At 58.4% G+C, this 12,768-nt stretch carries 13 protein-coding genes; 11 read left to right on the top strand and 2 right to left on the bottom strand.

Annotation, left to right across the window (positions count from 1 at the left end):
- Positions 1 to 35: 35 nt before the first annotated feature.
- Positions 36 to 491 (top strand): DUF441 domain-containing protein, encoded by a 456-nt coding sequence (locus ACZOF8_RS02530; protein WP_022487503.1) that lies wholly within the window; start codon positions 36 to 38, stop codon positions 489 to 491.
- Between the two features lie 280 nt (positions 492 to 771).
- Here the strand turns inward: ACZOF8_RS02530 and ACZOF8_RS02525 are convergent, their stop codons facing one another.
- Positions 772 to 1,194: a flavodoxin gene (locus ACZOF8_RS02525; RefSeq protein ID WP_154487631.1), complete on the bottom strand. Its 423-nt coding sequence runs from the start codon at positions 1,192 to 1,194 to the stop codon at positions 772 to 774.
- A 47-nt stretch (positions 1,195 to 1,241) separates the two neighbouring features.
- Positions 1,242 to 1,805, bottom strand: coding sequence for a DUF3793 family protein (locus ACZOF8_RS02520; RefSeq protein ID WP_487426525.1), 564 nt, complete (start codon positions 1,803 to 1,805; stop codon positions 1,242 to 1,244).
- Positions 1,806 to 2,047: 242 nt separating this feature from the next.
- Here ACZOF8_RS02520 and ACZOF8_RS02515 point away from each other — a divergent pair, with 242 nt between their 5' ends.
- The 10 genes from ACZOF8_RS02515 to ACZOF8_RS02470 all read left to right on the top strand — a co-directional run bounded on the left by ACZOF8_RS02515 (position 2,048) and on the right by ACZOF8_RS02470 (position 12,767).
- Positions 2,048 to 3,577, top strand: coding sequence for an efflux transporter outer membrane subunit (locus ACZOF8_RS02515; RefSeq protein WP_195839599.1), 1,530 nt, complete (start codon positions 2,048 to 2,050; stop codon positions 3,575 to 3,577).
- Positions 3,574 to 4,614, top strand: a complete 1,041-nt coding sequence (locus ACZOF8_RS02510) for an HlyD family secretion protein (RefSeq protein WP_154487635.1) — start codon at positions 3,574 to 3,576, stop codon at positions 4,612 to 4,614. The genes ACZOF8_RS02515 and ACZOF8_RS02510 overlap by 4 nt, the downstream gene beginning before the upstream one ends.
- A complete protein-coding gene (locus ACZOF8_RS02505) occupies positions 4,607 to 6,358 on the top strand; it encodes an ATP-binding cassette domain-containing protein (protein WP_154487637.1) in 1,752 nt (583 codons plus the stop codon). The genes ACZOF8_RS02510 and ACZOF8_RS02505 overlap by 8 nt, the downstream gene beginning before the upstream one ends.
- Positions 6,355 to 7,464, top strand: coding sequence for an ABC transporter permease (locus ACZOF8_RS02500; RefSeq protein WP_154487639.1), 1,110 nt, complete (start codon positions 6,355 to 6,357; stop codon positions 7,462 to 7,464). Before ACZOF8_RS02505 ends, ACZOF8_RS02500 begins: the two co-directional genes overlap by 4 nt.
- On the top strand, positions 7,465 to 8,580 hold the full coding sequence (locus tag ACZOF8_RS02495) for an ABC transporter permease (protein ID WP_154487641.1): 1,116 nt from the start codon (positions 7,465 to 7,467) through the stop codon (positions 8,578 to 8,580).
- A gap of 37 nt (positions 8,581 to 8,617) precedes the next feature.
- Positions 8,618 to 9,733 carry a M20/M25/M40 family metallo-hydrolase gene (locus ACZOF8_RS02490; protein ID WP_487426524.1) on the top strand — a complete coding sequence of 372 codons (1,116 nt, stop codon included), beginning with the start codon at positions 8,618 to 8,620 and terminating at the stop codon, positions 9,731 to 9,733.
- 144 nt (positions 9,734 to 9,877) lie between these two features.
- On the top strand, positions 9,878 to 10,645 hold the full coding sequence (locus ACZOF8_RS02485) for a double zinc ribbon domain-containing protein (RefSeq protein ID WP_195839600.1): 768 nt from the start codon (positions 9,878 to 9,880) through the stop codon (positions 10,643 to 10,645).
- 19 nt (positions 10,646 to 10,664) lie between these two features.
- Positions 10,665 to 11,264 (top strand): SH3 domain-containing protein, encoded by a 600-nt coding sequence (locus tag ACZOF8_RS02480; RefSeq protein ID WP_487426523.1) that lies wholly within the window; start codon positions 10,665 to 10,667, stop codon positions 11,262 to 11,264.
- 24 nt (positions 11,265 to 11,288) lie between these two features.
- Complete coding sequence (locus tag ACZOF8_RS02475) at positions 11,289 to 11,906, top strand: L,D-transpeptidase (protein ID WP_487426522.1); 618 nt, start codon at positions 11,289 to 11,291, stop codon at positions 11,904 to 11,906.
- A gap of 546 nt (positions 11,907 to 12,452) precedes the next feature.
- Positions 12,453 to 12,767, top strand: a complete 315-nt coding sequence (locus ACZOF8_RS02470; protein WP_154487649.1) for a hypothetical protein — start codon at positions 12,453 to 12,455, stop codon at positions 12,765 to 12,767.
- Position 12,768 lies beyond the last annotated feature (1 nt).

The raw sequence follows: 12,768 nt of genomic DNA, 5'->3' as shown, positions 1-12,768 counted from the left end.
CTCTTATTTGTTGATTACGGAAGGGAAGTAGGTATATGCAGCCTTATCTGATCCTTGGCTTTCTGATTGTCCTGGGCTATCTGGCCCATAATCTGACGGTATCTTATGCCGCCGGCCTCCTGGTCTTGCTGAAGCTGTTCCTGCCGGAGGAGAAACTGCTCTATTTCGGCGGCCACGGGGTGAACTGGGGGGTCATGCTGCTGATGGCAGCGCTGATGGTGCCCATCGCTACCGGGAAAATCGGTCTGGCGGAAACCCTGGGAGTGTTCAAGACACCTCTGGGCATGGCCTCTCTGGTCATCGGTGCCCTGGTGGCCTTATTGGGCCGCTGGGGGGTGGAACTGATGGGGGCGGATCCTCAGGTGGTGGCCGCCATGCTGATCGGCACCATCATCGGCGTCATCCTCTTCAAAGGCGTCCCCGTAGGTCCCATGATCGCCAGCGGGATTTTGTACTGTGTAATGAAAGTGTTGGGAATGGTGTTTCATTGAAAGGGGCTGTTGCATGCGCAACAGCCCCTTAGTCGGAAGTCGGGAGTCTGCAGTCGGAAGCCTCAGGACAGGATCCGTCTAGCTGGACGGATCCTTTTGATTCTGTAGAAACAGAATCGCAATCAATTTGAGAGATCATTTCGTCCAAAGGTTCTACACATTCAAAAAATTTGCCTACAAATTTAACCTTCGGCTCCAGACTTCCGACTCCAGACTTGAGCCGCTATGCGGCTCTACAGCTAAGGGTGGTGTTGCACGCAATGTGCAGCACCACCTCTTTTTACGCCAGTGCATCGCCCAGTCCTTTGCACTGATTCAGGGCATCGTCATCCGGGGCGTTGTTGGCGATTACCGGATCAGCGGCCAGCACGGCGCCTTCGGCTTCCGCGTCGGCTTTCCAGCTGTCCATCCATTCTCCGGTGCCCCAGCCGTAGGAGCCGAACAGGGCGATTTTCTTGCCTTTCAGGCTGCCTTTCACTTCATCCCACATGGGCTGGAATTCCCCTTCTTCCAGGACTTCCGCTCCCATGGCCGGGCAGCCGAAGGCGATGGCGTCGAAATTGGCCACTTCCCCGGCGGAAAAGGCGGAAGCATTGTATTCCACCACTTCAGCTCCTTTGCCTTTGGCACCGTCCTCCACGGCCTTGGCCATGGTTTCTGTGTTGCCGGTCCCGCTCCAGAATACCACTGCGATTTTGCTCATTGTAATCCATCCTTTCCGCCGGCCACGCCGGCTGACAAACATTTTATTTAAGCCACCGCCAGCCTGCTGAGGGGAGTGCCGGCGCAGTAGCAGCGCCAGTAGATCCGGGTGCATTTCTGGCATTTGGCAAAATAACAGGCGGCCCGTTCCCGGTTTCCGTAGGCCTTCCAGCACCCGGAACAAACGCCTTTGTCCCGGGGGGAGGCCATGTAGGCTTTCACATCTTCCAGAGGATAGTCCAGCAGGATGCCGATTTCATGAGGGAAGGGGTCCCGCCGTGCCAGGCGCAGGGCCATCTGGTCCAGGATCTCCTGACAGGTGGAGCCCTCATAGCCCTGGCGTTTCAGGAAGGAACTGCTTTCCGGATCCTGGAGAAGGATGCTGAGCCGGTGGGGGCGGTACACATACAGGAGGGCACTTTTCCGGATGCAGTCATAGCTCAGGACTTCCAGACGGGTTTGTTTGGGTTCCAGGCTGCGCTGGATTTCCCCGATCTGGGCGAAAGGGCTGTCTCCGGGACGGAAAACGAAGCGGAACAGACTGGCGGCTTTGAGACCGGCCAGGGTGGGCGCGCACTGGCGCACCAGTTCTGTTTCCAGGGTGATGGTCATAGTGGAGCCTCCTTGAATAAGTTAGCTATGACTAATTAATAACCAAAGAAAAATGGCTGTACTTCGAAAAATACCAGCCAAAATAGTTAGCAATTACTAACTAAACGAAGTATAACAAATCCCTCTGTTTTGTGCAACCATTTTTTTTCTCCATCTTGCCACCGGACCGGTTTTGGGCTATAATGAGGGTATAATTAATCAAACGAATAATTATTTTACTGGTACAGATGGGAGCGATGACCATGAAATGGTGGAAACCTGTGGTGGTGGGGCTGTCCCTGACCCTGGCACCGGGGATGATGCAGCCGGCCCTGGCCGGGAAGAAGGATCCCCAGCCCAAGGCGGTGAAGATGCCCTCCTGGACAGAACTGGCCCAGAAGCAACCGGCAGCTTATGACAAGGCCACGCCGGAGGCCAGGCTCAGTGAGGAACAGCTGGCGGACTGGTGGAAGACCTTCCAGGACCCCAAACTGGACGCCCTGATCGAACTTTCTCTGAAAAACAACCGGGATCTCCAGGCGGCCCAGGCCCGGGTGGAAGAAGCACGGGCCCAGTTGGGGATCAGCAAGGGAGAAGCTCTGCCCTGGCTGAATGTGGGAGGCACCTACGGACGGTATGAAGCCCCTCAGGGGGTCAACGACAAAATCAGCGATATGAGTCCCTATCCGGGGATGATCAACCCGCCCAACCGGAATTCTTCCGTAGCCGGGCTGGGCATCGATGCTTCCTGGGAACCGGACTTCTTCGGCCGGCTGAAAGCCAAGAAGCAGAGCGCCGCCCACAACCTGGCAGCCCAGCATGCAGCCCTGTACAGCACCTGGGTGACCCTCAGTGCGGAAACAGCCCTCAACTATGTATCTCTCCGGACCCTCCAGCAGGATCTGGACCTGTTGGAACGGCATGCAGCCCTGGAAGGGGAAAAAGCAGATCTGCTCCAGACCAATTACAATGCGGGGCTGATCAGCGGCTATCCTCTGGAAGCCATGCGGACCCAGGAACAGAATACCCGGGCGGAGATCCCCCGGACCCGGCAGTCCATCCAGGAGACCCTTACCCGGCTGTCCATCCTTACCGGGACGGAACCGGGCCAGCTCAATGACCTGTTGGAACCGGAAGATCTGCCGGAAATCGATCCGGAACTGTATCATGCCATTCCCGCCAACCTGATGCGCCAGCGGCCGGATATCCGGGCGGCGGAAGAGCGGCTGGAAGCCCAGATCGCCCGGACCAAAGAGGCACGGGCGGAACTGAAGCCCCGGTTCACCCTGGACGGGTTCCTGGGGCTCATCACCCTGGGGGGCGGGAATCTGTTCGGTTCCGGCGCCCACTCCTTTGCCATTGCGCCTTCCTTCACCTTCCCCCTGTTCCATGGGGGACAGCTGCGGCAGAATGTGAAGCTGCAGGATGCCCGGGCCAAAGAATACCAGGCCCAGTATGAAAACACGGTGCTGAAGGCGGCCGGGGAAGTCCAGGATGCCATGACCGGTATCGTCCAGGAAAAGGAACGGAAAGACAAGCTCACCGCCGGGGTGGACAATGCCCAGGGGGCTTTCGACCTGGCGGAAAACCGTTTCCAGGCGGGACTCAGCGATTATCAGCCGGTATTGGACAGCGAACGGACCCTGCTTACCATGAAACGGCAGGAAAACCGCAGCCGGGGCCAGGAACTGGCGGACCTGATCCACCTGTACAAGGCACTGGGCGGCGGCTGGCAGCCTCTTTCTGATGCGGAACAGGCGGAAATCAGCAGGGCAGAAGGGAAGGATAAATGATGGCATTTTGGGAAAACCTTTTACAGGACAAAAAGAAACTGGCGGCCCTGGTGGCAGCGGCAGCCCTGCTCATCGGCGGGGGCTCCTACGGCTACCACCGGTATCAGGTGCAGAAGGCGGCCCGGCAGCTGACCCTCTACGGGAACGTGGATGTGCGGGAAGTATCCGTGGCCTTCCGGGAAAGCGACCGGATCGCGGAAGAAATGGTGGAAGAAGGAGACAAGGTCACCAAGGGCCAGGTACTGGCCCGGTTGGATACCGATGAACTGAAAATCAAGAAGAGCAAGCTCCAGGCCCAGATCGCTGCCCAGCAGAGCGTGGTGGACAAACTCCACAACGGCACCCGGGCGGAAGATCTGGAAGCGGCCCGGGCCAAAGCCGATGAGGCGGCAGCCCAGGCGGACCAGGCCCGGCAGGATCTGGCCCGGGTGGAGAACGCCTTTGCCTCTTCCAATGGAAAATCCGTCAGCAAACAGGACCGGGATGCGGCCCGGACCAAGGTGGATGTAACGGCGGCCCAGGCGGAAGCGGCCCGGCAGGAATATGAAAAAGCCCAGGCTGGCCCCCGGGATGAAGATGTGGCCAGCGGGGAAGCCCAGCTGAAAGCCCTCCAGGAAGACGCCAAACACGTGGACTACCTGCTGAGCCAGGCGGAACTCAAGGCACCGGCAGACGGGGTCATCCGGTCCCGGCTGCTGGAAGTGGGGGATATGGCTTCTCCTCAGAAACCGGTGTTCAAGCTGTCCCTCAATGAAAAGAAATGGGTCCGGGTCTATGTAAGCGAAAAGGATCTGGGCCGGATCTATGAAGGGATGAAGGCGAAGATTTATACGGACAGCCATCCCAAGGATCCCATCGAAGGCCAGATTGGCTATATTTCCTCTACGGCAGAATTCACCCCCAAAACGGTCCAGACCACGGAACTGCGTACCTCCCTGCTGTACGAAGTCCGGGTCTATGTAACCGATCCTGACAATGTGCTGCGGATGGGAATGCCCGCCACGGTGCAGATCGACACGGAGCAGAGCCATGACTGAATGGGTGGTCCAGGCTGAAAAGCTGGACAAACTCTTTGATGACAAGCAGGGAAAGACCCATGCTCTCCAAGGCATCGACTTCCGGGCGGAAAAAGGGAAAATGACCGCCCTCATCGGTCCGGACGGGGCCGGGAAGACCACCACCATGCGGCTGATCTGCGGGCTCATGGACCCCACCGGCGGGAGCCTGAAGGTGCTGGGGCTGGATTCAGTGGCCGGGGCGGAGGAAATCCAGTCCCGGATCAGCTACATGCCCCAGAAATTCGGCCTTTATGAAGACCTGACCATCCAGGAGAACCTGGATCTGTATGCGGACCTTCACGGGATCCCCCAGGATACCCGGAAGGACCGTTTTGCCAAACTGCTGGATATGACCGGACTGGCTCCCTTTACCGGACGGCTGGCCGGGAAGCTGTCCGGGGGCATGAAGCAGAAACTGGGACTGGCCTGCACCCTGGTACGTTCTCCGGATCTGCTGATCCTGGACGAACCTACCGTAGGGGTGGACCCTCTCAGCCGTGACGAGTTGTGGATCATCATTAAGCAGATGGTCCGGGAAGAAAACCTCAGCGTCATTGTATGCACCGCCTACATGAACGAGGCGGCCATGTGCGACCATGTGTATGTGCTGAACCTGGGCCAGATGCTGTTTGAAGGGACTCCCCAGGAACTGAGCCAGGTGGCGGCGGGAAAATGCTTCGAAGTGGACCCGCCGGAAGAACTGCCCTACCGGGTGCTCCAGGGATCCCTGCTGGATGACACGGAACAGATCATCGATGCGGTGCCGGAAAGCGGTACCGTCCGGTACATTGCCGCCCGGCCCGGGGAACCCATCCCCACCCTGGAGCGGTGGAGCCTGACCCCCCGGGCGGTGGAACCCCGGCTGGAAGACGGGTTCATGATCCTTCTCCACCAGGCGGCGGATCTGGAAAAGACCCGGATCCCCCTGGCTCCTCTGGACAAGATCCCGCCCCGTCCTTCCCAGAATGAAGTGAGCATCGAAGTGAAGGACCTGGTGAAGAAGTTCGGGGATTTCACCGCGGTTTCCCATACTTCCTTCCAGGTCCACAAAGGAGAGGTGTTCGGCCTTCTGGGGCCCAACGGGGCCGGGAAGACCACCACCTTCCGGATGCTCTGCGGCCTGATCCCCGCCACCGGCGGCAAGCTCAGCGTGGCCGGGGAGAACCTGCGGACCGCCCGGACGGAGGCCCGGGCCAAGATTGGCTACGTGTCCCAGAAATTTGCCCTGTACACCAAGCTCAGCGTACTGGAAAATCTCCAGTTCTACGGAGGCATGTACGGACTGCCCCGGAAGAAGCTCCAGGAACGGATCCGCACGGTGCTGGAGGAATTCCAGCTCACCGGGACGGAATCCCACAATGCCGGGGACCTGCCGGGAGGCTACAAACAGCGGCTGTCCATGGCCTGTGCCCTGCTCCAGGAGCCGGAGATCCTGTTCCTGGACGAACCCACCAGCGGCATCGATCCTCTGGCCCGGCGGATGTTCTGGCGGGAAATCACGGATCTGTCCTGCAAAGGGACCACCATCATCATCACCACCCACTTTATGGAAGAATCCGAGTACTGCGACCGGATCATGATCCAGGACCACGGGAAGATGCTGATCATCGGTTCCACAGACGAGATCCGGGAAAAACTCCATAAACCGGGAGCCAATATGGATTCCATGTTCATCGACATTGTGAACCAGTCCCGGGCCAGGGGAGAGGAGGCAGCCCAATGAAAGACAATCTGCGCCGGATCCGGGCTCTGACGGTGAAGGAGTTCCGGGAGGTGCTCCGGGACAACTCCAGCCTGGCCCTGGGCATCCTGCTGCCCATCATCCTGATCCTGGTGATCGGCTACGGCATCAGCCTGGATGTGAAGCACGCCCCCATCGGGGTGGTGCTGGAAGATGCGTCTCCGGAAGCCCAGCAGGTGGTGGATTTCGTGGATGGGTCGGAATACTTCCGACCTACCTACATGACCAGCATGAATCAGGCGCTCCGGGCCATGGAACAGCGGAAGATCGACGCCATCCTCCGGGTACCGCCGGATTTCAGCCGCCAGCTCCATCAGGGGGACGGACGGATCCAGCTGCTGCTGTACGGCACGGACACCACCACTGCCATGAGCATCCAGAGCTATGTGGAAACGGCGGCGGCCCAGTGGTCCGCCCGCCAGATGGCCAGCCGGGGCGTGGGAGCCGTGGAACTGGAATCCCGGCTCTGGTTCAATGATGCCCATGAAAGCACCTGGTACTTTTTGCCCGGGCTGATCCTGATGATCGTGACCCTTGTGGGGGTGCTGCTTACCGCCGGGGTCATGGCCCGGGAATACGAACGGGGGACCTTTGAATCCCTGTTTGTAACCCCGGTAAAAAAAGGGGAAATCATCGTGGCCAAGATGATCCCCTATTTCTGCATTGCCATGCTGGGTGTCCTGATCTGTCTGGTCCTGTCCCGGTTCCTGTTCCAGGTGCCTTTGGTGGGATCTCTGTCCCTGGTGATCCTGATGTCCATCCTGTATCTCCTGACGGCCCTGGGTATGGGGATGCTGATTTCCGTGGTGACCAAAGCCCAGTTCATGGCCATCCAGATGGCTCTCCTGGTCAGCTTCCTGCCCAGCATCATGCTGTCTGGGTTCCTGTTCGACCTACGGGCCACGCCCCAATGGGTCCAGTGGATTGGGGAAGTGCTGCCTTTCAAACATTATCTGGTTGTATTGAAAACCTTGCTCTTGGCCGGTGATCTCTGGCCGGTGATCCTGCCCCAGACCGGGTTCCTGATTTTCTTCATGGCCCTGTTTGTGGGTCTGGCCCTGAGAGCCATTCGAAAGAAGGTGGAGTGAATGAATGCCTGGCAGCTTTTCTGTCAGCAGGTCCGGTTCATCTGCCGGAAGGAACTGCTGGCCATCTGGAAGGACAAGGCCTTCCGCTACGTGCTGGTGATCCCTACCCTGGTATTGGGGGTGGTCTTTGGCTACACCGCTACGTTCAACGTGGAAAATGTTTCCTATGCGGTATTGGACCAGAGCCATTCGGAAGCATCCACCTCTTTGCTGGCCACCCTGGACGGCACCCATTTCTTTTATCGGGTGGCGGATCTGCAGAATTCTTCTCAGATCCAGGGACCCATCGACCGGGAGGAAGCCATGGTGGTGCTGGCCATTCCCTCTGATTTTGAAGAGAAACTGGCCCAGGGAGAAAAAGCCCCCCTCCAGGTAATCACCGATGGCCGGAATACCATGACCGCCAGTCTGGCTTCCGCCTACACCTCCCGGGTGGTCCAGCAGTGGCTGGAAGCCCGGACCGGCCAGAAACCGCCCCTTTCCGTGGAAACCCGGACCTGGTTCAACCCCAACCAGCTGACCCTGTGGTATTTTGCTCCCGGGATCCTGGGGCTCATGAGCTTTTCCCAGGTGATACTCCTGGCCGGGATGTCCGTGGCCCGGGAACGGGAGGAAGGGACCTTCGAACAGCTGCTGGTGACTCCGGCTTCCCCTCTGGTGCTGCTGATCGGGAAGGCCTTCCCTCCGGTGCTGGTGGGGCTGATGCAGGGGACCCTGCTCTTGCTGCTGGATCTGTTCTGGTTCCAGGTGCCTTTTGAAGGATCCTACCTGACCCTGTACCTGGTGCTGCTGGTCTATTTCCTCAGTTCCACCGGCATCGGGCTGAGTATTTCTTCCGTGTGCAGCTCCATGCAGCAGGTCCAGGTGTACACCTATGTGTATCTGATCCCCAATGCCCTTTTGAGCGGGGTGGCTACCCCGGTGCGGAACATGCCCCAGTTCCTCCAGATTCTCACCTACGGGGATCCTCTCCGGTTTGCCCTGGATGCCATCCGCCGGATTTATTTTGAAGGAGCCGGCCTTGGCACCATTGCCCCGGATCTGTTGCCCATGGCCATAGTGGCCGTCCTGACCCTCTGGCTGGCAGCGGTTTTATTCCGGAAGAATTTGGGGTAGAATAAGGGAAGAGTCGAATACGAAAGGAGCCATGCCCATGAATGACGTGCTGCGCAAAATGGTGGAGGACTATATCCACAACCGGATGCCGGAATACCTCCAGACCCTGTATGATGTGATCACCATCCCTTCTCCCACAGGAGAAGAGGACAGGAAGGCCCAGTGGATCCTGGAACAATTGGAAGCCATGGGGGCGGAAGGCGCATACCGGGATGAAGCCGGCAATGTGATCTATCCCCACTGCATTGAAGGAGTGGACAAGTTCCCTTTGTACACTGCCCATATGGATACGGTGTTTGCGGGAGTGGACAAGATCACTCCGGACATCGACGGCCACATCCTGAAGGCCCCTTCCTGCGGGGACAACAGTTCTGACGTGGCTGCCCTGCTGTTCCTGATCCGGATGATGCTGACACTGAAGCTCCGGACGCCGGCGGTGTTCGCCTTCAATGTGGGCGAAGAAGGGCTGGGGAACCTGAAAGGGAGCCGGGCCCTTACTGATGCCTTCGGAGACCGGCTCAGCTATTTCATGGCCGTGGACGGGAACAGCGACCGGTTCGTGAACCTGGCCGTAGGGTCCCGGCGGTACGCGGTCCATGTGGTCACGGCCGGGGGCCACAGCTATGCGGCTTTCGGGGCAGCCAACGCCATCAACGAAGCCGCGGGAATCATCCGGGATTTCTACAGCCTCCAGGTGCCCAAAGATCCCCGGACCACCTACAATGTGGGGACCATCCAGGGAGGCACCACCATCAACTCTATTGCTGCGGAAGTGGAATTCACCGTGGACCTGCGGTCCGTATCCCATTCCGAACTGGAAAAGCTGGATGCCGCCTTCCAGGCCATCCTGAAGGCCCACACCACGGACAAGGTAAAGGTGGAGACCCTGCTTCTGGGAGAGCGGCCCTGCAGCGAAGGGGTGCAGCACCATGAAATCCATGACCGGATCACCGCCATCCGGAAATGGGAAGGCCTGAAAACGGTGTTCAGTGCCAGCAGTACTGATGCCAACATTCCTCTCAGTCGGAACATCCCGGCCATCGCCTTCGGCATCAGCCTGGGCAAAGGGGCCCACACCCTCCAGGAAGAACTGGACATGACCAGCCTGGAACCGGGCCTGAAGCAGCTGGCGGCGTTTATTTGGGAGATGTAAGAGCTGCTGACAGGGAAAGGGGCTGTTGCGCACGCAACAGCCCCCTTTCCTATTCCCAATTTTCTGCGTATAATAAGAATCATAAAGAAAACTGCGGGAAACCGGGAGTTGGGGATGGTTTCCTTATACGGAAGGGGAATGGTTATGTCCAAGAAATGCAAACAGTGCGGCTGCGAACTGGCGGACGATGCCCTGTTCTGCGTCCAGTGCGGCGCCAAACAGGATCCGGTGGTGAAATGCCCCAAATGCGGTCATATGAACCCGGCGGCCAATGATTTCTGCACCGAATGCGGTACCCGGCTGAAGGAAACAAAGCCGGAGGAAAAGGGTGCCGGAGATGAAAAGCCGGCTGAATCCGTACAGCCAGCTCAGGAAGAAACTTCCAAAGTAGTGGTGGCGGAACCGGTTTCCGGCGGCCAGGGAGGCGGCGGGAACCAGGGCTTCCAGAACTTCCGGATGCCTCCGGAGGGTAACGGAAAGAAAAAGAAGATCCTGGCCATCATCGGGGTACTTGTGGTGGTCCTGGGACTGTTCTTCGTCTTTGGGGGCGGCAGCAAACCCATCCAGGTGAAATCCGGTGAAATCGTGGATGACTATATCCGGGACCAGAGTTCCGGAGATAAAAAATACAAGGACAAGACCGTCCAGGTTTCCGGTAAGGTAAAATGGAAGGGGCAGTTCAACAATTCCCAGAATTACAGCATTACCCTGGAAAGCCGGAAAAACGGCGGCAAGACCTATCAGGTGCTGGTGGATGTGCCGGCCAAACGGGCCAGCATCGTCAATGATCTGAAAATCGGGGATTTCGTCAATGTGAAGGGGAAATGCGTGGGTATCGTGAAACAGAAGAGTCCCACCCTGATCAGTGTCCAGATCAAATCCACCAAGATCAATGACCAGGATGCGGACTGAGGGGCAGGAGGCGTAACCCATGGCGAAATTTTGTGCCCATTGCGGGAATCAGCTGACGGAAGAGGAAAAATTTTGTCCGGTCTGCGGCACGCCGGTGGAGCAGTCGGCGGCCCCGGCTCAGCCGGACCAGCAGGAAAAGGGAGCAACCCAGCCGGCACCCCAGCCCCAGAAGGCTTCCTTTGAGACTTTCCAGCCCCGGGAAGATCTGCCCCACAAAAGCGGCCGGGGCAAATGGATTGCCCTGGTGATCCTCCTGATGCTGGCGGCGGCCGGGGCAGGAATCTTCTTTGCCAGGCAGAAGGATGCCGGGTCCGATACCAAACCGGCGGTGACCCAGGAAGAAAAGAAACCGGGAACTTCGGCTCTCAAGACCCAGCCCAAGGCGGAAGGGGCTGACCAGAAAGCCGCGGACGGGAAAAAGACGGACAAATCCTTCGGAAAGATCACCGGTACCGACGTGCGTCTCCGGGCGGGTGCCGGAACCAATACGGATATTGTGGACTATTTCGATGAAGGAGAAAAGGTGGAGATCACCGGACGGAAGGACAACTGGTACCGGGTGAAACGGGACAACGGCCAGACCGGGTACGTTTCGGTCCAGTTCTGCCGGCGTTTGTAACCGGCTTCCGGAAAGGAGGGGACCATGGGAAAATATCATGACGCGTACCAAAAACGGAGATGGAAGGGACCGGCCTGGGGCGTCTTTTTCATCCTGGTCCTGCTGCTGGCAGCGGGGTTCGCCATCAAAGGCTGCCGGGGCGGACAGCCGGCGGAAGAAGCAGAGGAAACTCCGGCGGCACCGGCTGTTACCGGGGATGTGCGCCAGACCCCGGAACCCCATGACTACTCCATCCTGGTCAAAAAAGGAGAATTCACCCTGTTCCTTCTGGACCACGGGGAACCGGTGGCCCAATGGCCGGTGGCCCTGGGGAAGAATCCCGGGCAGAAGCAGGTGAGCGGGGACATGAAGACCCCGGAGGGAACCTTCCCGGTGGATGAAATCATCGATGCCTCCAACTGGTCCCATGATTTCCACGACGGCAAAGGGGTGATCCAGCACGCCTACGGGCCCTGGTTCATCAGCCTGGACACCCGGAGCATGAGCCAGGGAAAATGGGACGGCATCGGCATCCATGGCACCCACGACCCGGCCTCCATCGGCACCCGGGCCTCCGAAGGCTGCATCCGGATGAACAATGAAGATCTGGAAAAGCTGAAGGCCTGTGTGAAAGTGGGGACCAAGGTGACGGTGGAAGAGTAAAAGGCTGTCAGCGGCCGTTGGATGTCAGAATCCAATGATTCATTGCGGTGCCGTAGGGGCTCCACGCCGGGGAGCCCGCAGCTGGTACGGGCTGGCAGTCGATGGTCACTAGCCTCTAGCCAATGGAAGAAACCCGCCGGGCGGGTTCCTGGGAATATAGAAAACCGCAGGCCGGGAAGGGCGGGCCTTTGGCACGCCCCTACGCCGTTGGAATCGAATGTTGGATACCAACGGTCCCAGAAACGGATTTTTCGGAAACCCCGTTTCTCTGATTTTCCGTTGGTCCTTGACCCCAACGTTGTAAGGGCTCGCCGGGGCGAGCCCATCCCGGCCGCCCAGGGGGTCAATACGTTCAAAGGCAGATGCCTGGCATCTGGCATCCTTTTGCGGTGAACCGGCGTGGACGGGCGGCTTTGTCGACATTTTGCTTGCAAAAGCCTTGAACCGCCCCTACGGACTATCATCGGGGATGTGACAGGTGCCATAGGTGCGGACCAAGGGTTGCGCAGCGATTCCGCCCGGTTAGTCCGCTTGAAAGGGAGAGAAATGGAAAATGACGGTGATTGGGGTGAACTGAACTTCCATGATGGGGAAATCCTGTCCGTCAATTTGGAGTACGGGAACAAACGGGCCAATTTGGTGATCCAACTGGCCAATCCTCATACCAGGGTGGCAGTAGAAGCCCAAGGACTGTATGCTTTTCTCATGAGCTGCCGGGAACCTTGGGGAAGAGGAACCTATATTTTCAGTGTAACCACCAAACGGCAAAACGATAAAATCAAAATGGATATCCTGTTCAATTCAGGAGACCATATGGTCATTGGCTGCAAAAACTTAAAAGCCACTGCCCGTACCGACTGAT

The organism is Acidaminococcus sp. (assembly GCF_057597765.1).
This window is presented reverse-complemented; position numbering and strand designations above follow the sequence as displayed.

What these genes read in the sequence shown, in the direction of transcription:
- ACZOF8_RS02530 (WP_022487503.1), top strand. Translation starts at nt 36, where the DNA reads ATGCAGCCTTATCTGATCCTTGGCTTTCTGATTGTCCTGGGCTATCTG.
- ACZOF8_RS02525 (WP_154487631.1), bottom strand. Translation starts at nt 1,194, where the DNA reads ATGAGCAAAATCGCAGTGGTATTCTGGAGCGGGACCGGCAACACAGAA.
- ACZOF8_RS02520 (WP_487426525.1), bottom strand. Translation starts at nt 1,805, where the DNA reads ATGACCATCACCCTGGAAACAGAACTGGTGCGCCAGTGCGCGCCCACC.
- ACZOF8_RS02515 (WP_195839599.1), top strand. Translation starts at nt 2,048, where the DNA reads ATGAAATGGTGGAAACCTGTGGTGGTGGGGCTGTCCCTGACCCTGGCA.
- ACZOF8_RS02510 (WP_154487635.1), top strand. Translation starts at nt 3,574, where the DNA reads ATGATGGCATTTTGGGAAAACCTTTTACAGGACAAAAAGAAACTGGCG.
- ACZOF8_RS02505 (WP_154487637.1), top strand. Translation starts at nt 4,607, where the DNA reads ATGACTGAATGGGTGGTCCAGGCTGAAAAGCTGGACAAACTCTTTGAT.
- ACZOF8_RS02500 (WP_154487639.1), top strand. Translation starts at nt 6,355, where the DNA reads ATGAAAGACAATCTGCGCCGGATCCGGGCTCTGACGGTGAAGGAGTTC.
- ACZOF8_RS02495 (WP_154487641.1), top strand. Translation starts at nt 7,465, where the DNA reads ATGAATGCCTGGCAGCTTTTCTGTCAGCAGGTCCGGTTCATCTGCCGG.
- ACZOF8_RS02490 (WP_487426524.1), top strand. Translation starts at nt 8,618, where the DNA reads ATGAATGACGTGCTGCGCAAAATGGTGGAGGACTATATCCACAACCGG.
- ACZOF8_RS02485 (WP_195839600.1), top strand. Translation starts at nt 9,878, where the DNA reads ATGTCCAAGAAATGCAAACAGTGCGGCTGCGAACTGGCGGACGATGCC.
- ACZOF8_RS02480 (WP_487426523.1), top strand. Translation starts at nt 10,665, where the DNA reads ATGGCGAAATTTTGTGCCCATTGCGGGAATCAGCTGACGGAAGAGGAA.
- ACZOF8_RS02475 (WP_487426522.1), top strand. Translation starts at nt 11,289, where the DNA reads ATGGGAAAATATCATGACGCGTACCAAAAACGGAGATGGAAGGGACCG.
- ACZOF8_RS02470 (WP_154487649.1), top strand. Translation starts at nt 12,453, where the DNA reads ATGGAAAATGACGGTGATTGGGGTGAACTGAACTTCCATGATGGGGAA.